We start from the raw sequence: 21,522 nt of genomic DNA, 5'->3' as shown, positions 1-21,522 counted from the left end.
CAGTGAAGATATTGTCTTGTATTAATGTTTGATTGTTTGCGATCATTTGATGACCATTTTTAATCAATTGAATGAGGTTTTGAATATCTTCTTTTGTCGCAGGTTGTTTTTCTTTTTTTAATGTATATTCAATTGTCCACTAGTTTCAAGTGTAGCAAATTCAACGTCACTAATTGCAGCAATCCCTGATTGTCGTAGTCGCTCTTCTAATTTATCTACGGATAGTCGGAGTTTTCTTAAATTCTTTTCATTTAAGGTACCATGTTCAATTACCGGTATAGCTTTACCAGAAATGGCAGTCTCGGCTCCATCAAATTTTAATTGAATGTATTCCGTAAGGATTAGACTCAGTACCAATAATATTGCTACACCAAACGTTGTCCAAAATCCCTTCCCGGAGACCGGCTGAATAAGAAGTGTCCCAATTGCTATCATGATTAACGGTTTGGGGAATAGTCATCTGAGAAAGCGTTCTTCTTCCACTGATTCTTAAAATAAAAGTTCCTACGACAAAAATAAGAACTGTTTGCCATATCAAGTTAATATCCATGTCCACTCTCCTTACTTGTATTAATAGGAATATTGTCTTCAAGCCATGTAAAATTTACATACTATTTATTATCCATATAATTTCCTTGGATATGTATCATATACCAACGATAAACAAGATAGTCTGTATAAAAAAAGAAGTAAATCTCTTCGAATTTTTACCTCTTTAAAATCTTGAAAGCAGTAAACTACAATTGATGCTACTAATTTACATATTTTGGATTTTACCCTGTTTAACATAAAATATATATATTTTTATAATATTTATTATTTAAAGTAAGGGGAGAAATTGTAAAGGTCCATTTCTTTGTAATGAACGAAGCTTTTTTATTAAAAATAAATTAGGAACTCTGACATATCCCATTAAGGGTTTTTTAAATTAAACTGGTTACTCACAATATCAAACAAAATATGCTTGTTAATTCTTTAAAGTGATAACGGAAGCCGAGGAGACTGTTTAAGTGTTGATATAAGATGCTGCCCATGCCAAACAGCTGTGAAGTAAAATTTATCATTTGGAAATGTTTCATTAAATAAAACATCTGATATTGCTTTTTCCTCATTCCAATTGCGAAGTGATGACTCTAATAATAAAATATTTTGTATCCAAATATTCATACCTTCTTTTGTTAACGAACCAGATTTTTTCCACTCATCCATAATTTTGAAGAGGACCTCTATATCGGCATTCACTTTTATCAATGTTTTAAAAAGAAAATCTCCATCAATTATTTGTTGTTTACTTTTTTTTAACAAAGGGTTAAATTTTACACTTAATTGGGCTTGATTAATCTTTTTTTCAATTTCGAATATTTTTTTATGTAATTGATTAAATTCTTCATTGAAATAATTTTTTTGAGGTGCCCCTGCTTCCAACCAGGCACCCAAAAATTTCAGCATATTCGCTAATCTATTAGGCAGTTCCTCCACTTCTGCAATTGCACCTTTTGTAAGATTAGGAGGGTGAATAAATATAAGTAACAGCAAAGCTACCACTACTCCAATAATTGAATCTCGAATTCGATCCACCCCATATCCAGGGAGTTTATGTTCAAATTCAAGAACAAGTAAAACACTTAGCGCAATTTGATGAAGGCTTGTTGCAGTTGCACCTAAAATAAGTGGAACTATAAGACTGACCAACATTATTAAAGCGATTGACCATCCGTTTGCATGCAAAGAAGGTGCAAGAATGGAAACCGATACTCCACCAATTATCGTACCGATAATTCTTGCAATTCCAAATCTTATGGACTTAATAAGAGTTGCTTGTAAACACAAAATAAGTGAGATGGGAGCTAAATATGGGTAATTGGAACCGAATAAAATAGCTAATTCCCACGAAATGGATGAACCAATCACCATTTTAAGGCACAAACTTATTTTATGCTGGATCGATAGTTTTTTGTTATTCACATAGCTACCTCCTGGATAAAACCTTAGTTATTATTTTGTTTTTTGGAACACTATTTATACAGATGTTTGTTCTCACACTCGCAATTTTATGAATAACTTTAATTCTATTTGTGAACAATTTGCTAAAATTCTTAGTGGAAAAAGTACCATAAACCATGATGTTTGTTCGGTATCACTTCATCGCAATTTTAAAGTAATGGTTCAAGGGCGCCTGAGCAGATCTGTTGTACCAGCAGAAGTCACATTTGAATCACTGGATCAAAGCGGTAATGCGTTATGCTTGGCTGAAATTGCGATTCTAGAAGAAAGCAGCTATCCAGTTGCTTAGGTTTGTTTCACTAACGAGTGAAAAAACTGAGGATTGGTTTGTTACGACAGCCTTTTTGTTGTACCACTACCACCAAACTAATTGACAGGCACTAAATAAGATTCAAAATGGTAATTGGGTGAAAAGTAAAAGCTATCAAGCAGATTCTTTATGGTCCTAAATTGGACAGAGAGAGGAAGAAGGACAATACCTTTATAATTCCACTGAAACCTTTTTAAGCTGCCTTCGTATTATAGTGAAACTAACTTGGTTATTTGTGGGAGGAGAACAAGTATGTCTGAAAAAGGCTGTATAAAATGTGGAAGCAACGATGCAGGAACAAAGGAAGTGGCGATGACGGGAACAGGATTATCGAAGATCTTAGATATTCAACACAATACCTTTATAGTCGTGTATTGTAAAAAATGTGGTTACTCGGAATTCTATAATAAGCAATCTTCTAAAGGGTCAAATATATTGGATTTATTCTTTGGTTAATATAAATATTCTCCATAATTTTATTATGTAAACTGAAATAAAGAGTTAGTCCCCCATTGTATTAAAGCTTTAAGTATTAGGGGACTGACCCATTTTTAAGAAAAAAGATTTAGTGGTCCAAATTCGACTGTCTTGCCGCATAAAACCTTACAAAGAACTTCGTCAGCCCATAAGCAATCATTGTAATAACAATATCTATGAAAAATAGATGTACAATCGTAAATCCCTTATAGATGGAAACGAGACCCAGCCACTTTTCAATAGGTGCAAAAACAAAAGCAAGTATCGCACTTAGTCCAGTCGTCCATATAATGAAAGGTTTATCTTCATTCAAGCAATATTGATAGACAAGCATAAAGGAAACAGGGATAAGGGATGCTGTAATTCCTAACGCTTGTGGCAAGAATGGCGTTAGGAAATAACGATGGTCTACATAACCTTGTCTTATAAGTATGAGGTCTGTATATGTCCATAACATATGTACGGTGTAGCCAAAGAAAAGAATTTCAAGACTTTTATTTCGGTTAAGCTTAATTAGAAGCACAACTAGTGGAACAAGCAAGAAGAGTAGGATGACCCAGAACTGCCAGTTTCCCCAGTCAGAATGCTCACGCCAAAAAGAATGCATTAAAGATGAAACCCGTTCACTCTTATTGTTTATTTCTTTCCAATATTGTTTAACTGACATGCTATCAACCCCTCTATACGCAAAAAACCAGTTATAGATTAATCCCTTTTTTCCTGAGTAATCACCTGTTATTAAAATTGCCAAGCACTTTATTTTTATACAAAATAAGGGATTGCCATGGAAAATTTAAATGGTTTTAGAAAAAATGGAGGTGAGTTTGCATGTACGTAAAGAAAAAAACGATAATGCTAGTTAATTTGAACAAGCAGCCCTTAATTTAATAAATCATTATACAAATTAATGTAAGCAACGGTTTCTTGTTCAGGTGAACTGTATTCGCTGATCCATTCCTTTGCTTGTTGAGTCACTTTCTCCCGCAAGGCAACATCACATACAATGGATTGAACGGCCTTTTTAAATTCATCCATTGTTTCATAAAGCCAGCCTGTTTGTTCGTGGCGTATCAATTGGACATTTGCTTCATTTTTTCGCGCGATGACAGGCCGCCCTAATGCCATTGCTTCCATAAGGGCAAGCGACTGACCTTCAGATAGGGAAGTATTGATGACGATTTGGGCTTGTTCGTACCAAAACTTCATTACCTCATAAGGAACAACGCCAGCATAATTCATCCAATGGCGACGTTCTGCTTCCTTTTGTACAACTTTATAAACGTTCTCATCTAACTTTGCCCCAAGAATCGTGAATTCCATATTGGGGTATTCGCGAATTAACTCATCAAGTGCCGGAACTACATGCAAAACATCTTTTACTGGTCGTAATCCGGCAGGAAGTAGAATACGTGGAAACATCCCTCCTTTAATGGGGGAAATATTCCAAGGCAGCCAGATCCCTTGGGGAATGACGATGGTCTTATCGGTCCATCCAGGGAATAACCGTTTTACCTTTTCTCTTGCATCATCTGTAAAAACAGTAATAAAAGAAGCGTCATTTAAGAATGAAAATATTTCATCATTCATGCTTGCCTGTAAATCAATATTAATATCGGTTCCACCCATCGTGACCAGATAGGGGCGATTTAAAATAAAATTGACTTCTGTTTGCCATTGAATAAATCGGGTAGCATGTAAAATATGATAAATATCAGCATCTGAACGATGCCAATCATCTTCTTCCAAGTATGGGATAACGGAAGTATGAATATTTCCCTGCTGCAAAAAGTGAACAAGACGCTTTATGGTTGTAGAATTTCCTCTTGGCTGATTAAAATAAGGAGCAAAAAATAGGATATGCATACAGATCACCTGTCATTAATGTAAATAGAACCTGCAAATATACTTTATTGTTATCTCCTTATATTATAGATTGCTTACTTGCTTTTCCAAAACACAAAATGGCACCATTTTTCTTAACGGGTTTCCTTTCCTGTCGCAAAACCAGAAAATGCAATCGAAAATGTAGCCCAATTTGTATTGCCTTTTGTCCTTGTTTTTGCAATTAAAAATTAAATGGCTCATTTGACTGAGCCATTTTTGGTAAAAGAGGGGACCTCACAGAACCAGATGAGGGAATCAGCATGGTTTGATAAATAAGCGGAAAAATTTCCCTTAAATAGGAAATAGCACTGAAAATAGCTTAAATAGACGGAGAGATTCCGCCTTTTGATTCGAAAAACGTGAAAAAGGGTAATTTTGCACTGCTTAATCGGAAAACCTCCGCTTATATCCCCCGAACCAAGCTCTATTCTGCAGTCTAACGGAAAAATCTCCGCGTATTTTAAATATCACTGGTTACTCAATTAAGGATAAGACTTCTTATCTTAATATTTAATGTTTGCAATAGTTAACGGAAAGCGTGACAATTTTCTGGTGTTTTTTTGAGATGTCGATTATATGTTCCACAGTTTATGGTTTGAACATAAAATAATAAACAGTAACGGGAGAATAGGAGGGAATTTGGGTGGCTTCAATCGTTAATGTAGGAATGTTAAACATAAATTCTCCTCAACCTAGTTCCGCCATTTTTGTTGGTGAAGGTATTGTAAATGGGATGGATGCTAACAGGAAATACAATTTAAATACAGGGGGAATTTACGGTATTAACACCATTAATCTCGGAAATATAAATAATGTCGCGGATAGCTTTGAAATCATAGATGGGGTTATCTTTGATCAGGACTTTAAGCCGAGCATTCCAGTGAACGCATAAACAATCAGTAAGGCACGGCTTTTTAGGTGAGTGCACAACCCAAGATTCATGAACATAAATTAAAGCATTAAGCATCATTCATAATGAACTAAAGTGGTGAACCATAAATGGGTAAAACTACAGATTTTACTTTTGCAGGTAACATTCATGTCCGAACCATGGAGAGACAATGTGGTATTTTTATTGGGGAGCAAAATACAGCGATAGGTTGGAGTGCTCATGGCAAGCAAAACAGTGTGTTCGGAAGTATTGGCGGACAATCTAATATACTACTACACAATACTTCAATTCTAAATGACCCAGACGTAATAGATACCCCAATTGATGATCGGGACATCCATATTGCTCTTGATAATTCAAGTGATGAAAACGAGACAACAAATGTTAATCTTAATAGTATAAACGTTAATTCAATGTTGCCAAGCAGCGCGGTATTCGTTGGTAAAGGTCATGTCAATGGGATTGATGGCAACCAAAAACAAAATAGAACAATCGGCAATGTAAATGGAAATAACACTCGGATAGTGAGCAATTTCAATTTAAATGATGATCAAGATTGTGTAGATGGAATTATGGATGATCGTGATATCAAAATTGCAAACATTAAAACTGAATAATTAAAAAGGATGCTTCGATAATATTCGAACCATCCTTTTTTAATAGGCTTATATTAATACCCAGGCAAATAGATTAAGTCCTAACCCAAGCAAGATAGGTTCTTTCATTCGCCAAATGCTGCTGTATATATTTTGAATCAATGGTTTGCTGCTGTATATTTTTGGAGCTAATAGATTGGTTTCGATCTTCAGTCATACATTTACCTCTTAAAATTTAAATAAAGTCGTTATCAGCTAATAAAAAGTAACAGTTAAAACCAAATGTTAATTGCAGTCGAATTTATTATAACACCAATAGAAAGATTAAGGAGGCATTTGGTGAATATAAGCGAACTTTACTCAAACAATCTGATTTTAATGATTTTTTAATAAAACCAATAAACCATGTTTGTTATAATAAAAATGCAATCTTTTAAGAATAATTTGTTAATGAATGATAGTAAGAAGGGAGTCAGGTATGTTAGCACTTATTTATCCGTTTAATCCAATAGCGATTCATCTTGGACCTATTGCTGTGCATTGGTACGGTGTGATCATCGGTATTGGTGTTATTTTAGGGCTATTGCTAGCTGAAAAAGAAGGGAAGAAGAGAGGAATTCCTTCTGGAACAATTGGTGATTTAATTATCATTGCGTTACCAATAGCTATCATTTGTGCAAGGACATACTATGTCCTCTTTGAATGGAATTACTATAAAAATCATCTTAATGAAATCCCTGCTGTTTGGCATGGTGGAATTGCCATTCACGGCGGTATTATCGGTGCCGTTTTAACAGCCATTTGGTTTTGTAGAAAAAGAAAAATATCCTTCTGGAAAATGGCAGATCTATTAGCTCCTAGTCTGCTGCTTGGACAAGCCATTGGCCGATGGGGAAACTTTATGAACCAGGAAGCCCACGGGGGACCGGTATCTAGAAGTTTTCTGGAGTCACTCCATTTACCTGACTTTATTATTAACCAAATGAATATCAACGGTGTTTATTACCAGCCAACATTTTTGTATGAATCCATCTGGAGTTTCACAGGTGTTATTCTATTACTCCTTTTAAGAAGAATCGATTTTAGGAGAGGCGAAATATTTTTAACCTACCTGCTTTGGTATTCAATTGGAAGATTCTTTGTCGAGGGCCTTCGGACAGATAGTCTAATGTTGACATCCCATATACGAATTGCCCAATTAGTATCAATAGTTTGTGTAATCCTAAGTATCGTCATTGCCTTGTATCGAAGAAAGAAAGGTTATGCACTTTTAAGTTCTACCGCCGATAACTTTAAGTAATTTATTAACAAAAACCTTCCGTTATATCCATTTTGGAAGGTTTTTTGTTGTTTTCATTTAATCTCATGACAATGCCTCACATTAAAAACCCGAATATCTTCTGAAATCAGGAAATAATACTAGGGAGGTGAAAATATGGATACGGAAAATTTGAAATTGACATCTTCTGAAATTGGTTCTTTATGGGGCGAGTATGTAAACGGAACAGCGGTAGACGTAGTAAATAGATATATGTACTCCATTATTGAAGACAAAGCAATAAAGGCGATTTTTCATGATGCTCTCAAGACATTTGAAAAACAAAAGACTCAAATGATCACCTTTTTTGAGAATGAGGGGTTTCCTGTCCCAATTGGATTTAATGAATCCGACCTGTATGCAGGAAAACAGAGATTGTTTTCAGATGCATTCTGCCTGCATTATTTACACGTAATGACTTTACATGGATTATTAGGACATATCACCGCATTTAGCATTTCTGTTAGAAAAGACTTAAGGGACTTTTACGACTCTTGTGATGGTGATGCAAAAAGGATGTATCACCAAACGATTGAATTATTGCTTGACAAAGGGCTTTTTCAGAGAGACCCATTATTTTATGCATATGAACATCCTCAATTTATTTCAAGCACTGATTTCAAAGATGGTCTTTTTGGAAAGGGAAGAACTCTTGCTGCCACAGAAATCATTAGTATTTCTTTTAACCTGAAAAAAAGCATAATGGCAAAAACCCTTTCTATTGCATTCAGCCAGGTCGCGGAATCCAAAGAAGTTAGGAAATTTTTAACTGAATCTGAGGAAACAGCTGATGGACAAATAAAAGCATTAGCAAAACTACTACAAGCTGATAACTTACCAGTTCCAAAATCAATGGAAACTGAAGTGACAATTTCAACTGACTCTCCATTTTCTGATAAGTTATTAATGTACCACATGGGATTTTTGTTTCAAATTGCACAAACCTATCATGGGGCTGGTCTTGCAACAGCTATGCGAACGGACCTCGTGACCAATTATGAAGCAACTATTTTACAAAATCTTATGGTTACAAAAAACTGGTTTAATATTATGGTGAAAAATAAATGGCTAGAACAACCTCCACTTGCACCTAATAGAACAGAAATTGCAAAACAAAAATAACAAGAAATGCCCTTCAATCGGAAGGGCATTTTATTTATTAGAAAATCCTTCTTCAACTAAACTTCCTTTACTTCAATAAGCAAGGGAGTTACCATCACGACAAATCCTTCTATCGTTCAAGAACCGATTTGTTAAAAGCGTTAAGAAATATTTGAAAAAACTACCATTAATAATATCGCCAATGTTCCCTATCCTATAAAGGTAAATATGATGGGAGGAATTTTCATGGCGCAATTAAGAGATATCATGACATCAAATGTAGTTTCAGTTAAGGAAACACAGACCGTACAGGAAGCTGCAGCGTTAATGAGCGAATATAATATCGGAGCAATCCCAGTAGTAAATAACAACAAACAAATTGTTGGAATTGTAACAGATCGCGATATCACCCTTCGTACAACAGCTCAAGGTGAAGATGCACAAACACCAGTATCTGAAGTCATGACTGCACAGCAAATCGTCCAAGGTACACCTGAGATGGATGTTCATCAGGCAGCAAATTTAATGGCAGAGCAGCAAATCCGCCGACTGCCGGTAGTCGAAAATGGACAAATCGTAGGAATGGTTGCTTTAGGTGATTTAGCCGTACAAAATAAATATGCAAACGAGGCAGAAGAGGCATTACAAAGTATTTCAACTCCTTCTGCACCACAACAATAGTAAGGGGTTCCTTTTAAAAGCACAGACCCGAACCAGGGTCTGTGCCATTGCTTAAATAAAAACAGAGTATGGGAAATTCCCATACTCTGTTTTTATTATTATTCTAGCTACATCAGTTCCTATAGGCCTTATGTGTTTAAAACGGCTCGATGGCTTTCTCGTTTTTACCGGTTTGAGGCTGATTTTCAATACTTCTTGCTTCGACTTCCTTGGGAATTTCTTTAAGGTGATTATTTACTTCTTCTACTTGATTCGTATTTCTCATTTCATCCATTTTCAAAAACCTCAATTCATTTAAAATATTTTATAAATATAGTATGAGCAGTAACGAAGATTTTATGTCCGCTGAGTCAGATCCGTATGGTTTTGACATGTTGTCTTTGGCTGAATTTTTTATTTAGTTTTTTGTAGATCAAAATATTGCACGGTCTTAACATCACGAAAATATTTTCTTTGACAAAAAACTTTTTTATATATAAAATTATTAAAAATTGGTAATTTAAAGATCTCGAAAATACGATCAATTATTATTGTTTTACTTAGTGCCTATTATTATAAAATTAAAGGGGAATTTGAATGGAAGATAATAAGAATGGAATTGAAGAAAAGAAAAAGCCCAAATACAACGTTCCCGCTGTTGATAGTGCGTTTAAAATATTAACTTTACTAAGCCGAAAAAAATTTAGTAAAAGTAATTTAACTGAGATTTCTAAAGCGCTTTCCCTTACCCCAACTACTTGTTTTCGGATTTTGCAAAAGTTAGAGGAACTATCGATTGTTCGTTTTGATAAAAGTTCAAAGCGGTATAGTCTTGGCCCGTATCTGGTTGTCTTAGGAGAAAGAGCAAAAGAAAATCAATTTGATATCTCTGTCATTATTCCGTACTTGGAGAGTCTTTCAGAAAAAACGGGACTAACCGCTTTTCTTGTCAGCAGAATTGGTAAAAAACGCTCAACCATTATTGCTAAGTCTGAGGGGGAAGAGTTTGGAATTAATGTATCGGTAGGAAGGCATTTTTCAGTCATTGATGGTTCCTATGGTAAATGTTTATTAGCTTATATGGAAGAAGAAGATGCTGGCGAACTTTTACATACCAATGAAGGACTGCGAACAATGTCTTCAGAGGAGATTCAAGAACTGATAAAAGAATTGCCAACCATCCGAGAGAATGGATATGCCACAACCTTTGGAGAGTACATTGATGGAATCGTAGGGATCTCGGCACCTCTTTTTAATACTGACGGATCTGTGGATATGGCCATTTCAATTATTGGTATGACCGCCCAATTTAACGATAAAGAAATTGTAAAAATGGGCGAACTCATTAAAAGAGTTGGACAGGAAGTTAGTTTCAAAATAAGCGGTTATGTAAGTAAAAAATAAGTCTTTTTTATAAAAAATTTATATATCGAAATAATCATCTAAAGGAACGTATCCCCATCGAACGTTCCTTTTTTATTTTTTTCACTAAACTCCCTGGAAGAGCTAAATCGTAAAGGTCTTCCTTCCTCAGTATAACTAATGGCCTAATTTTCTAAAAATTAAAATATTTCATTGACGAAAAATTTTTTTACATATAAAATCTTGAATAGATTAACAAATGTTTCCTTTCTTTCATCATCTTAAAATAGGAGTGACTTGAAATGGAATTAAACGGAAAAATCGCGGTGGTAACCGGGGCAGGACAAGGAATTGGCAGAGAAATCTCGTTATTTCTAGCAAAGCATGGGGCAAATGTGGTGGTAGGAGATTTAAATTTAGAATCCGCCCTGCAAGTTGCGAAGGAAATTGAAAAACTGGGAACAAAAGGCTTAGCTTACCAGGTAGATGTTTCGCAAAAAGAAAGTGCTCACGGACTAATTCAAGCAGCGATTGACACATTTGGAGGTTTAGATATTCTTGTAAACAATGCCGGAATTACAAGGGATGCCATGTTACACAAGATGACGGAAGAACAATTCGATCAAGTAATAGCTGTACATATGAAAGGAACCTTCTTGTGTATGCAGGCGGCGGCCATTCATATGAGACAGGAGCAAAAAGGTAAGATCGTTAATATTTCATCGATCGCTGGGAAAGTGGGAAATATGGGCCAAGTGAATTATGCCGGAGCAAAGGCTGGGCTTGTCGGAATGACGAAGGCTGCAGCAAAAGAGCTTGCTAAATTCCAAGTAAATGTGAATGCGGTGCAGCCTGGCTTTATTGACACGGATATGACACGTGCGGTGCCAGAGAAAGTTCGGCAAATAAAGATTGCTGAAATCCCAATGAATAGAATCGGCGAACCATTGGACATTGCCAAAGCTGTGGTATTCCTTTGTTCCGATTATTCAGATTACATGACAGGCAATGTTTTAGAAGTGACTGGCGGCCGTTTCATGTAATAACAGAATAATAGAAGTATTTTAAGGATAGCAATGAACAATGAGGGAGTATTCAAGGTGTCAGGCACCTTTAAAGCTGTGTGCCATCAAAATATGAGCAATGAAAGGCGGGAAAGCTGAATGAATTTTGAGTACTCACAAGAGGCGGAGTCTTTTCGCGAGTCTTTTCGCACCTGGTTAGTGGCCAACTTTCCGAAGGAGTGGAACGATGAAGTAACTGGTGAGGAATTGGTGGAAAGACGAAGAACGTGGGGCAAAATGTTGGGTCAGGGAGGATGGGTAGCACCTGCTTGGCCAAAAGAGTATGGCGGCCTCGGATTAACGCTGGAACAACAGTTAGTTTATATTGAAGAATTAGTACGGTTCAATGCACCCGAAGTGTTAAATTCCAATGGAATTGGCATTTTTGGAATGACATTAATTCGCTATGGTACAGAAGAACAAAAGAAGCACTATCTACCCCGGATGCTTTATCATGACGACATATGGTGTCAAGGTTTCTCAGAACCGATTGCCGGATCGGATTTAGCTGGTCTTCAAACAAAAGCAGAACGTAAAGGAGACCATTATGTATTAAATGGTCAAAAAGTATGGACATCTTATGCTCCCTATGCAAATAAATGCTATATCTTGGTCCGAACGGGAGAATCCAGATACAAAGGCATTAGCCTGATGATCTTAGATTTGAAACAGCCAGGTGTCACAGTACGGCCAATAAAAAATATTGCCGGTGAATCAGAACTGGCTGAAGTTTTTCTAGATGATGCCGTTGTTCCAATCGAGGATGTCGTTGGAGAAATAAATAACGGGTGGGAGATGGCTAATTATTCGCTTGCCAACGAACGTGGAATTCATTTTGCGCAGCGCGCCTTAAAAATGCAGCAAGAATTCCAGCAGCTAGTTTCGCTTTTTCAAAATCAGATGAACAATGACAACTCGCAAGCAATCAGCTCCGTCCTGCAAAATAAATTAGTTCAGTCCTATTTATCCTGTGAAATATTAAAAAGTATCTCCTTACGGAATATTGCCCTTATTGCTCAAGGTGATGATAACGGTGCCATCCCCGCCATAGCCAAACTAGTTTGGAGTGAAAGTCATCAAGATTTACTTAATTTAGGCGTGGAAGTTCTAGGCGAAGAATCGTTAGTTAAAGGGGAACATGAAGTGTGGTTACAGAAATTTCTTATCTCACGAGCCGAAACAATCTATGCCGGAACGACACAAGTTCAAAAAAATATTATCGCTAAATCTCTGGGACTGCCTAGCTCAAAAGGGGGGAGAGCATAATGGAATACCGCTTTTCTGAACAGCAGCAAATGTTAAAAAAGGCTCTGCAATCATTGTTAAAAAAAGAGATGACACTAGAACATTTTAAAGAAATAGTCGAAAAGAAACATGGCTTTTCAAAGGATGAATGGAGGAAACTGGCAGATAATGGCTGGCTCGGAATACTGGCACAAGGAAAATGGCAGGTCTTTGAGGATATGACATCTCTTGACTTGATGTATCTGTCAGAATCGTTTGGAGAAAGACCTTTTCCTGGCCCTTATTTGTTAACAGCTGGATTAATTGTCCCGCTCCTAAGTCAATTAAAATTATCGTCTGTTCAACAACAACAATTAGACCTTTTGCTATCTGGAGAAAGCCTCATCACCACGGTCTTGCCTCAGTTAGCAAAGTCCCAAAACGGAATAGACTTCAATTGGCCATCTATCAAAATAGCAAATCGGGAAACCAACCGAATTCAATTGACAGGTGAAATCAAACATATCCCGTTTATCCAGCACGCAGATTTTTGTTTATTGCCTGTAAGAGACAATAGCGGGGGTGTTTCTCTAGCATTATTAAATACCAGCCTGGAGGGCGTAACGGTTTCAGCCGAGGAATCAGTGGAACTGGCCAAACCGCAAGGAACCATCCAGCTTGATCATGTTTGGATCAATAAAGTGGATTTTATTGAAGGATTCGACACTGACCACCAAGAGTTGTTAAATGAGCAAGTTATCCAGTATTTACTTTGTTCTAATGGAGAAATCATTGGCGGTGCAGACGAAGTATTAAAAAGAACCATTCATTATGTAACCCAGCGGAAGCAATTTGGAGTTCCAGTTGGATCCTTCCAAGCGGTGAAACATATGATTGCCGATATGCATGTCGCTATTGAAAAAGCGCGCAGCTACAGTTTTTATATAGCAGCTCAACAGGAAACAAATCAGGATAAAAACTTATTGAATGTTATGGCAAGCCGCTATTTTAGTACAGAAATGTATAAAAAAGTCTGTGAAGCTGCGATCCAGCTTCACGGTGGAATGGGCTTTACATGGGAAGAAAGCATTCATTATTGGTACAAATCTTCCATTTACCAGCTTTACCACATTACCCATCCATCGATCATGATTGAATTTGTCATGCAAAACTTGCTTTCACCTTCTGAAAAACCTCAAGGAATAACAATTTAATCTTTCACCAAATAAAGAAAAACGATTTCTATGCGTAACAAAAAAATAAAGGGCAGGTGAAAAGATGTCAATCAAACGGGCAGCTGCTATTGTCGGCGTTGGAGATGTTGAACTCGAGAAAGGAAAAGTAAAACACGGTCATTCGGTTTTACAAATACAGGCGATTGCTGCAAAAAGAGCATTAGAGGATGCCGGATTATCAAAGGATGATGTCGATGGGATTTTTGTTGCCGGACTTTGGGGATTACCTGGCATAGGTTCCTTTCCATCTGTTGTGGTATCTGAATACTTAGGGATTCAACCAAAGTATACCGATTCCACTCAAATAGGCGGATCAGCCTTTGAAGCGCATGTCGGCCATGCGGCTGCAGCCATTCAATCAGGATTATGTGAAGTAGCTTTAATCCTCTATGGAAGTACGCAGCGCTCTGAAAAATCCCGTACATTGGCTGGACGACCCCCAGTCTTAACGGCCCAATACGAAACTCCATATGGATTGCCGTCGCCTGCAGGTGCTTACGCTATGGCAGCCCATCGCCATATGCACCAATATGGGACAAAGCCTGAACAATTAGCGGAAATTGCAGTAGCTACCAGAAAATGGGCGCAATTAAATCCACACGCTACGATGCGTGATCCTTTAACGATTGAAGATGTTTTAACTTCACCCATGATCTGTGACCCATTACATTTACTGGATTGCTGTTTAGTTACGGATGGAGCGGGTGCGATTGTTTTGGTCTCAGCTGAACGGGCCAAAGACTGCCGAAAAAAACCGGTATGGGTTCTAGGACAAGGAGAGTCTCACAGCCACTGGTCCATTCAAGCAATGCCGGATTTAACAGTAACTTCAGCGGCTGTCTCAGGAAAGAGAGCATTTGAGATGGCAGGAGTCACTCATGATGAAATTGATGTTGTGCAAATCTATGATTCTTTCACGATTACTGTTTTACTTACACTAGAGTCTCTAGGTTTTTGTAAACCTGGAGAGGGCGGGGATTTTGTTTCGAATCAGCGGACAGCTCCAGGCGGGGAATTTCCTTTGAACACAAATGGCGGGGGGCTCTCCTATGCTCACCCTGGAATGTACGGAATCTTCTTGTTAATTGAAGCTGTGCGTCAGTTGAGAGAAGAGGCGGGAGAGAGGCAAGTGAAAAATTCAAAAATTTCTCTTGTGGCGGGAACAGGCGGAACGCTTTCCTCTACATCCGTGGTTATTTTAGGGAGGGATTAAAAATGATAGAAAAACCGCTGCCTATACCTGATGGAGACTCCTATGTATTTTGGAAAGGGTGTAAAGAGCATAAACTATTGATTCAAAAATGTGAGAACTGCTCCAGCTACATTTTTTATCCACGGGTCTTATGTCCAAATTGTTTTTCTGAAAAAGTCGAATGGGTGCAATCCTCTGGAGTTGGAAAGGTTTATTCCTTTACCATAGCAAGACGCCCAGGGGGCCCGGCATTTAAAGATGAAGTTCCGTACGTTGTCGCACTGATCGAATTAGACGAAGGGGTTCGTATGCTTAGTAATATCATTGATGTAGATGTAGATAAAGTAGAATGTGATATGCCAGTTGAAGTGGTCTTTCAAGTAGAAGGAGATTTTACATTACCGAAATTTAAACCAAGAGCTATCTAACATGAACACTAGGGGAACATCACATACTGATGCTCCTCTAGCCTTAAACCAAGAAGGCACGGAATCCAAAACGGAAATAGTTTTGGTATAAAGCGAAAACTATTCTATTAGTTTAAAAACCTCATCTGTTAAGATCCTTTCACAATGTTTCAACTTTGCAAACACTATGAGGAATTCCTATCAAAACGACCAATATCTCCTTTTTTCATTAGATGAAATATATGTTAACGGAAAATACTGAATTTTATAAAATTTCATTGACGAAAATATATTTTATATATAAAATAAATTTAGTAGAAATATGAAAACGGTTTCCTACCTAAAAAAAGTAATGATCTAACATCTTTTTCAGGTAGGAAGGCTTTAAACGAAGGGGGATTATGGATGTTGAAAAAACCGCTAAAATTCTTAATGGCTATCTTTTTACTCTCCATTTTATTGGTAGGCTGCAGCAGTAATGGATCACTGAAAAGCAGCGGAACTGAGAAAAAACCAGCTTCAAACAAAAGTACTTCCACAGCTTCTAGTACTGTCTCACTTCCCAAACAAATGACATGGAGTGTATACGATGTTGGGTCCGGTGGATACGCAGAAATGTCAGCAATTGCAAACACATTGACTAGTAAATATGGAACACAAATTAGGATGCTTCCATCCGCCAGCGGGGTAGGACGAATGCTGCCATTAAAGAGTAATCAAGCTTCTATTGGAAAATTGGGTGATGAAATTCAATTTTCTTTTGAAGCAATGGAAGAATTTGCAAAACCCGATTGGGGTCCTCAAGATGTAAGGGCCATTTGGGCACCAATTAGTCAATTTGGGTTTGCGGTTCGAAAAGATTCAGATATTAAATCGATTGCAGATTTAAAAGGAAAAAGGGTTCCTAGAATTACTGGTAATTCCTCCGTTAATATTAAAAACGAAGCAATATTGGCCTTTGCAGGTCTCACATGGGACGATGTAAAACCGGTGGATATTACATCCTATGCAGGACAAGGTGATGCTCTCCTACAAGGGCAAATCGACGTAGCCGGAATTAATCCAACCGCTTCCACCATGTTTGAAGCAGACAGTAAGGGCGGAATTCGCTGGCTTGAAATGGATCCTAAAGACAAGGAAGGCTGGGCACGTGTAGAAAAGACGGCATCATGGCTGTTCCCATATACAATGGATAACGGTGCTGGAATGAAAGGCGCAACAAACGTCTTGGGTCATGGATATCTTATCGGCGGTTATGCCAGCCAGGATGCAGATACTGTTTATCAGTTATTAAAAGCTATGGATGAAAACTTTAATGACTATCAAAAGGCGATACCAAACTTGGCCCTATATTCAAAAGATAAAGTGTTGACAGAGCCACGCGGTATCCCATTCCACGAGGGGACGATTAAGTTCTTAAAAGAAAAAGGTTTGTGGAGTGATGAAAAACAAGCGAAAAATGATGCATTGGCCGAAAGATATAAGAAACTAAAAACTGCCTGGGATAAGGTAGTCGATGAATCTAAAAAGGAAGGCATTTCTAATGATAAGTTTCCAGCCTATTGGTTAGAGAAAAAGGCTGAACTTATAAAATAAGTTTCTATATAAAAAAGAAAGTCAGCCGCTGAAAGCTGGCTGACATTCTTTTTTATTAAGATCTCAGCAACGGAGAGACTATCAAAAATTCGATAATAATAAGATTGGGGGATCTCGCTTGAAAACAGAAAGGCTTAATTTTTTTTGGAAGGTAGTCGTGGCAGTTTCCACTGTTATTGGTGTTTTACTTTCTATTAATATGTTGTTTTATATCCATTTGTTTGGAATTAACCCCATCCAGAATGCTTACCTCATCTATTTGCTAGGCTGTTTTATGCCGATTTCATTTTTAATTTTCCCTGCCAAGAAAACCCAAATATCCGTCAAATGGTATGATGTTGTCTTTTTTGCTGTTTCGGTCATAATTACTGTTTACCTTGGTTTACAAGGAAAGCGTATCATCGAAGAAGGCTGGGATTGGAACGCTCCAACCATTCCTACATATTTCAGTATTGTGTTATGGGCCTTATTACTTGAAGCACTTCGTCGAACTGCAGGCCTTGTCTTATCCCTTATTTGCTTGGTGATTTCCCTTTATCCCCTCGTTGCTTCCAATGTACCTATCAGTCTATTACAGGGTCAATCCTATGACTTTTTAACATTAGCTAGAAACCATATTTTAAGTTCCAATAGCGTCTTTGGGATTGCTTATACTACGATCGGAAACTTGCTCCTTGGTTTTCTTGTATTTGGCGTAGTGATCACTCGTACCGGCGGAGGAGATTTCTTCTTTAAGCTGGCACTATCCCTATTCGGCAGAACAAGGGGTGGTTCGGCAAAGGTTGCCGTTGTGGGAAGCGCGTTTTTTGGAATGTTAAGCGGAAGTGCTGTTTCAAATGCAGTAACCATCGGGGCCATGACGATTCCCGCAATGAAAAAGGCAGGATATAAACCATATTATGCAGCAGCGATTGAAGCAACTGCTTCAACAGGCGGAACGATTACCCCGCCAATTATGGGTTCGGCTGCTTTTATTATGGCATCCTTTTTGGCAACCCCCTATTACCATATCGCCCTAGCTGCTGCAGTGCCCGCCTTTTTATATTTCTTTGGATTATTTATTCAGATAGACGGATATGCTGCAAGAAATAATTTAAAAGGATTGCCAAAATCGGAAGTTCCCCCATTTTGGAAGACATTGAAAGATGGTTGGCACTTTATATTTGCTCTTTTCATCATGGTTGCCTTTTTAGGATTCTTAAATTCAGAAGGTCAGGCGCCTTATTTAGCAAGTATTGCTTTAATTCTACTAACGATGATCAAAAAAGAAACACGAATGAACAAGAAGCAGTATTTTGATATGGTTTTGGAAATCGGAAAAGTATTAGCCGATATCGTCGTGATCATTGCAGGAGTCGGTTTTATCGTCGGAGCTCTATCAGCGACAGGAGTATCCTTTTCCCTTTCAAGAGAACTGGTTGCTGCTGCGGGAAACAACACATTCCTTATCTTAATAGGCGGAGCGCTTACAAGTTTTATTCTCGGGATGGGGATGACCGTATCTGCCGTATATGTGTTTTTGGCCGTAATCATGGCGCCGGCATTAATCACTGTTGGCGTGGATCCTATTGCCGCCCACTTATATGTAGTATATTGGGCAACTGTTTCTTATATCACACCGCCTGTTGCTTTAGCAGCGTTTGCCACAGCAAGTATCGCAGGTGCCAGTCCAATGAAAACAGGTTTTCAATCGGTGCAGCTTGGTTCTGTTAAGTTTATCGTTCCATTCTTTATGATTTACAATCCGGCCATTTTAATTGGTCGCGGCGAGCCTTTTGAGACAGTTCTAAGCATAGTTCTTTCGATTTTAGGGATATTCATGATTGCTTCATCCATTGAAGGATACCTTTTAGGAGCAGGAGCGTTAAAGATTGTAGAACGGTTATTGTTATTTGCTGGAGGGTTATTGATGTTTTTCATGAATCTTTATTTGCTGATTATCGGACTCGTTATCTTGGGATTAATCTATCTCTTTAAAATTAAAGTTTCACTAAATGTCAACAAGGAAAAAGGACAGGAGGTTTAAAATATGTCAAAAATAAATGCGATTGACCGCTTTTTGAATCCCCAATCGATTGCGATTGTTGGTGTATCGAAGGACTTTACCTCTATAAGTGGTAAACCAATAAAAAACTTAATTCATCACAATTATAAGGGGAAAATTTATCCTGTTAATCCAAAATATGATGAAATTGAGGGAATTCCTTGTTATCCAAGCCTTTTAGATATTCCCGGAGAGGTTGATGTCGCCTTAATCGCAGTTGCCTCCAAACGAATGCTGCAAATTCTGGAAGAATGTAAAACGAAACAAATCCACCATTTGGTTCTATTCGGCTCTGGTTTTGCTGAGGTTGGTGAGGAAGGAAGAAAGCTGCAAGAGCAAGTTTTGAAAAAAGCTAAGGAAGCGGGGATTCACATACTGGGTCCGAATTGCGTAGGCTTATTAAACGTTAAAAAGACAATCCCTATGGGTTTTGCCACCTCTTTTGAAACAGAAAAAGGATTCCAACCGGGCAATGTTGGTTTTGCTTCCCAAAGTGGTGCGATCGGATTTTCCTTATTTGGATTAGCTCAAGAGGAGAATATAGGTTTTTCCTATATCGTCAATACAGGAAACCAAATGGATATTCATTCGCTTGATTGCATCGAATATATGCTCGAAGATGAAGATACAAAGGTCGTGGCAGGTTACCTTGAGGGTATACCTGATGGGGAAATGCTGATTGAAATTTCTAAAACGTCCAAACGGGTGAAAAAACCAGTCATTTTATTAAAGGCTGGCCGTTCTGAGATTGGAAGGCAGGCTGCCTTATCCCATACAGCTTCCTTAACAGGATCAGAAGAAACGTTCCAAGCTATTGCCAAACAATATGGATTCATTTCCGTAAATGATGTAGATGACGTGATTGATGCCATGAAGGTTTTTAGGAGAGGCAAGAAGACTGCTGGCAACCGTATTGTCACCATATCCAATTCGGGTGCAGCAGGAATTGCCATGGCAGATTATAGCGAAGTGTTAGGATTGGAAATGGTTCGTTTGTCTACGGAAACAGCTGCAGAGATAAAAGCCATTATCCCTCCATACGGTTCAGCGCTGAATCCAATTGATGTAACTGCTCAAGCACTAAAGGAACAGCATATTTTAACGGACACACTTGAGATTCTAATTAATGATCAAGACATTGATGCCATAGTCTTTCAAACTACGTTTGGCGGGGATCTGGGGAAGAAGATCTGTCAAAAAATAGCTGAGATTGATAAATTAACAGACAAGCCGATTCTTGTCACAATCACAGGAACCAGTGAGTTGACCGGTGAAGGAAGAGCCATTCTGCAAGAAGCTGGCGTTCCCGTTTTCTCTACCTCTTATAAAACAATGATGGCATTAAAATATTTAGTCGATTTTTCGGCCTTCTGCAGGCAAGAAGAAGCAGGACTGCAAGTTCCGGTAAACCAGCGTAACGTAAAGTCTGAAGACATGACATGGATTTGGACAGAGGAACGTGTCAAGGAAGAACTATCATTGTTAGGCATCCGCGTTCCAAAGGGCACGCTCATTAAAGATCACAGCCACTTAGAAGCAGTAAAAGAAAATCTCCAATATCCGGTTGTATGTAAAGTGATTTCCTGTGATGTTCTGCATAAAACTGACGCAGGCGGTGTGAAGATTAACATTCAAAATTCTCTTCAACTAGAGAATGCCTTTGACGAAATCTTGCAATCTGTTAAACAATATACTCCTGATGCAAAGATCGAAGGAATTCTAGCGGAGGAGATGTTTCAAGATGAAGGAATCGAAATGTTTATTGGTGTAAAACAAGACCCCCAATTTGGACCTTTAATTGTTTGCGGTCTTGGCGGGATTTTCATCGAAGTGCTAAAGGATGCTTCGATTCGCCGGGCACCAGTTAGTAAACAAGAAGCCTTTGATATGTTAAAAGAACTAAAGGGTTATCCTTTGTTAGAAGGAATCAGAGGTAAAAAGAAAAGAGATGTTTCTGCCCTGACGGAGGCCATTGTGCAGGTTTCACAGTTTGCGGCACAGCATAAGGAAAAAATTAGTGAGATGGACATAAATCCATTATGGGTGTTCGAAGAAGGGAAAGGCATTGCTGCCCTAGACGGAATTATTATCTGGAAAAACGGCGTGGAATCTACTGTTTCAGCAGGAACTATTTAATCCAAAACGAATAGGACAGG

At 38.0% G+C, this 21,522-nt stretch carries 21 protein-coding genes and 2 pseudogenes; 16 read left to right on the top strand and 7 right to left on the bottom strand.

All coding sequences use genetic code 11. The features are described 5' to 3' along the window. Positions 1–117: 117 nt before the first annotated feature. The 3 genes from ACZ5B7_RS17540 to ACZ5B7_RS17530 form a co-directional block, all read right to left on the bottom strand. Entirely contained in the window at positions 118–357 is a 240-nt protein-coding gene (locus tag ACZ5B7_RS17540) for a YetF domain-containing protein (protein ID WP_464490337.1), read from the bottom strand. Beyond that, positions 311–550, bottom strand: a complete 240-nt coding sequence (locus ACZ5B7_RS17535; protein ID WP_464494595.1) for a hypothetical protein — start codon at positions 548–550, stop codon at positions 311–313. Before ACZ5B7_RS17535 ends, ACZ5B7_RS17540 begins: the two co-directional genes overlap by 47 nt. 425 nt (positions 551–975) lie before the next feature. Then, positions 976–1,965 (bottom strand): FUSC family protein, encoded by a 990-nt coding sequence (locus ACZ5B7_RS17530; protein WP_464490336.1) that lies wholly within the window; start codon positions 1,963–1,965, stop codon positions 976–978. A gap of 88 nt (positions 1,966–2,053) precedes the next feature. Between ACZ5B7_RS17530 and ACZ5B7_RS17525 the strand changes: the two are divergent. Together ACZ5B7_RS17525 and ACZ5B7_RS17520 are read left to right on the top strand one after the other, a co-directional pair. Continuing rightward, a pseudogene (locus ACZ5B7_RS17525) lies at positions 2,054–2,278 on the top strand (DUF1259 domain-containing protein); the annotation flags it as partial. A 288-nt stretch (positions 2,279–2,566) separates the two neighbouring features. Next, positions 2,567–2,770: a zinc ribbon domain-containing protein gene (locus ACZ5B7_RS17520; RefSeq protein ID WP_464490335.1), complete on the top strand. Its 204-nt coding sequence runs from the start codon at positions 2,567–2,569 to the stop codon at positions 2,768–2,770. 109 nt (positions 2,771–2,879) lie between these two features. Here ACZ5B7_RS17520 and ACZ5B7_RS17515 read toward each other — a convergent pair whose 3' ends face one another. Next, positions 2,880–3,458, bottom strand: coding sequence for a hypothetical protein (locus ACZ5B7_RS17515; protein ID WP_464490334.1), 579 nt, complete (start codon positions 3,456–3,458; stop codon positions 2,880–2,882). Positions 3,459–3,670: 212 nt separating this feature from the next. Next, positions 3,671–4,654, bottom strand: coding sequence for a glycosyltransferase (locus ACZ5B7_RS17510; RefSeq protein WP_464490333.1), 984 nt, complete (start codon positions 4,652–4,654; stop codon positions 3,671–3,673). Positions 4,655–5,318: 664 nt separating this feature from the next. On the opposite strand from ACZ5B7_RS17510, the gene ACZ5B7_RS17505 reads away from it, so the two are divergent. Together ACZ5B7_RS17505 and ACZ5B7_RS17500 are read left to right on the top strand one after the other, a co-directional pair. Further along, a complete protein-coding gene (locus ACZ5B7_RS17505; protein ID WP_464490332.1) occupies positions 5,319–5,567 on the top strand; it encodes a hypothetical protein in 249 nt (82 codons plus the stop codon). Between the two features lie 107 nt (positions 5,568–5,674). Further along, positions 5,675–6,184: a hypothetical protein gene (locus tag ACZ5B7_RS17500; RefSeq protein ID WP_464490331.1), complete on the top strand. Its 510-nt coding sequence runs from the start codon at positions 5,675–5,677 to the stop codon at positions 6,182–6,184. A 76-nt stretch (positions 6,185–6,260) separates the two neighbouring features. Here the strand turns inward: ACZ5B7_RS17500 and ACZ5B7_RS17495 are convergent. Further along, positions 6,261–6,380, bottom strand: a pseudogene (locus ACZ5B7_RS17495) (DUF202 domain-containing protein); the annotation flags it as partial. 261 nt (positions 6,381–6,641) lie between these two features. Between ACZ5B7_RS17495 and lgt the strand changes: the two are divergent. The 3 genes from lgt (at position 6,642) to ACZ5B7_RS17480 (ending at position 9,263) form a co-directional block, all read left to right on the top strand. Next, entirely contained in the window at positions 6,642–7,463 is an 822-nt protein-coding gene (gene lgt, locus ACZ5B7_RS17490; protein WP_464490330.1) for a prolipoprotein diacylglyceryl transferase, read from the top strand. 135 nt (positions 7,464–7,598) lie between these two features. Then, on the top strand, positions 7,599–8,603 hold the full coding sequence (locus tag ACZ5B7_RS17485) for a DUF3231 family protein (protein WP_464490329.1): 1,005 nt from the start codon (positions 7,599–7,601) through the stop codon (positions 8,601–8,603). Positions 8,604–8,828: 225 nt separating this feature from the next. Further along, entirely contained in the window at positions 8,829–9,263 is a 435-nt protein-coding gene (locus ACZ5B7_RS17480) for a CBS domain-containing protein (RefSeq protein WP_464490328.1), read from the top strand. A gap of 136 nt (positions 9,264–9,399) precedes the next feature. Here the strand turns inward: ACZ5B7_RS17480 and ACZ5B7_RS17475 are convergent, their stop codons facing one another. Then, the gene (locus tag ACZ5B7_RS17475; protein ID WP_213119391.1) at positions 9,400–9,537 is read right to left on the bottom strand and encodes a hypothetical protein; all 138 of its coding nucleotides are present in this window, start codon (positions 9,535–9,537) and stop codon (positions 9,400–9,402) included. A gap of 302 nt (positions 9,538–9,839) precedes the next feature. Here ACZ5B7_RS17475 and ACZ5B7_RS17470 point away from each other — a divergent pair, with 302 nt between their 5' ends. The 9 genes from ACZ5B7_RS17470 (at position 9,840) to ACZ5B7_RS17430 (ending at position 21,502) form a co-directional block, all read left to right on the top strand. Then, positions 9,840–10,646, top strand: coding sequence for an IclR family transcriptional regulator (locus tag ACZ5B7_RS17470; protein ID WP_464490327.1), 807 nt, complete (start codon positions 9,840–9,842; stop codon positions 10,644–10,646). A 260-nt stretch (positions 10,647–10,906) separates the two neighbouring features. Then, complete coding sequence (gene fabG, locus ACZ5B7_RS17465; protein WP_464490326.1) at positions 10,907–11,647, top strand: 3-oxoacyl-ACP reductase FabG; 741 nt, start codon at positions 10,907–10,909, stop codon at positions 11,645–11,647. 120 nt (positions 11,648–11,767) lie between these two features. Beyond that, complete coding sequence (locus ACZ5B7_RS17460) at positions 11,768–12,934, top strand: acyl-CoA dehydrogenase family protein (protein ID WP_464490325.1); 1,167 nt, start codon at positions 11,768–11,770, stop codon at positions 12,932–12,934. Continuing rightward, a complete protein-coding gene (locus tag ACZ5B7_RS17455; RefSeq protein ID WP_464490324.1) occupies positions 12,934–14,106 on the top strand; it encodes an acyl-CoA dehydrogenase family protein in 1,173 nt (390 codons plus the stop codon). The genes ACZ5B7_RS17460 and ACZ5B7_RS17455 overlap by 1 nt, the downstream gene beginning before the upstream one ends. Before the next feature lie 64 nt (positions 14,107–14,170). Continuing rightward, entirely contained in the window at positions 14,171–15,340 is a 1,170-nt protein-coding gene (locus ACZ5B7_RS17450) for an acetyl-CoA acetyltransferase (protein WP_464490323.1), read from the top strand. 2 nt (positions 15,341–15,342) lie between these two features. Beyond that, positions 15,343–15,747, top strand: coding sequence for a Zn-ribbon domain-containing OB-fold protein (locus tag ACZ5B7_RS17445; protein WP_464490322.1), 405 nt, complete (start codon positions 15,343–15,345; stop codon positions 15,745–15,747). Between the two features lie 384 nt (positions 15,748–16,131). Next, positions 16,132–17,322: a TAXI family TRAP transporter solute-binding subunit gene (locus ACZ5B7_RS17440; protein WP_423798233.1), complete on the top strand. Its 1,191-nt coding sequence runs from the start codon at positions 16,132–16,134 to the stop codon at positions 17,320–17,322. Between the two features lie 118 nt (positions 17,323–17,440). Further along, positions 17,441–19,348, top strand: a complete 1,908-nt coding sequence (locus ACZ5B7_RS17435; RefSeq protein WP_464490321.1) for a TRAP transporter permease — start codon at positions 17,441–17,443, stop codon at positions 19,346–19,348. Between the two features lie 3 nt (positions 19,349–19,351). Continuing rightward, a complete protein-coding gene (locus ACZ5B7_RS17430; RefSeq protein WP_464490320.1) occupies positions 19,352–21,502 on the top strand; it encodes an acetate--CoA ligase family protein in 2,151 nt (716 codons plus the stop codon). The last annotated feature ends 20 nt before the right edge of the window (positions 21,503–21,522 follow it).

The organism is Neobacillus sp. S1115, from assembly GCF_055385565.1.
This window is presented reverse-complemented; position numbering and strand designations above follow the sequence as displayed.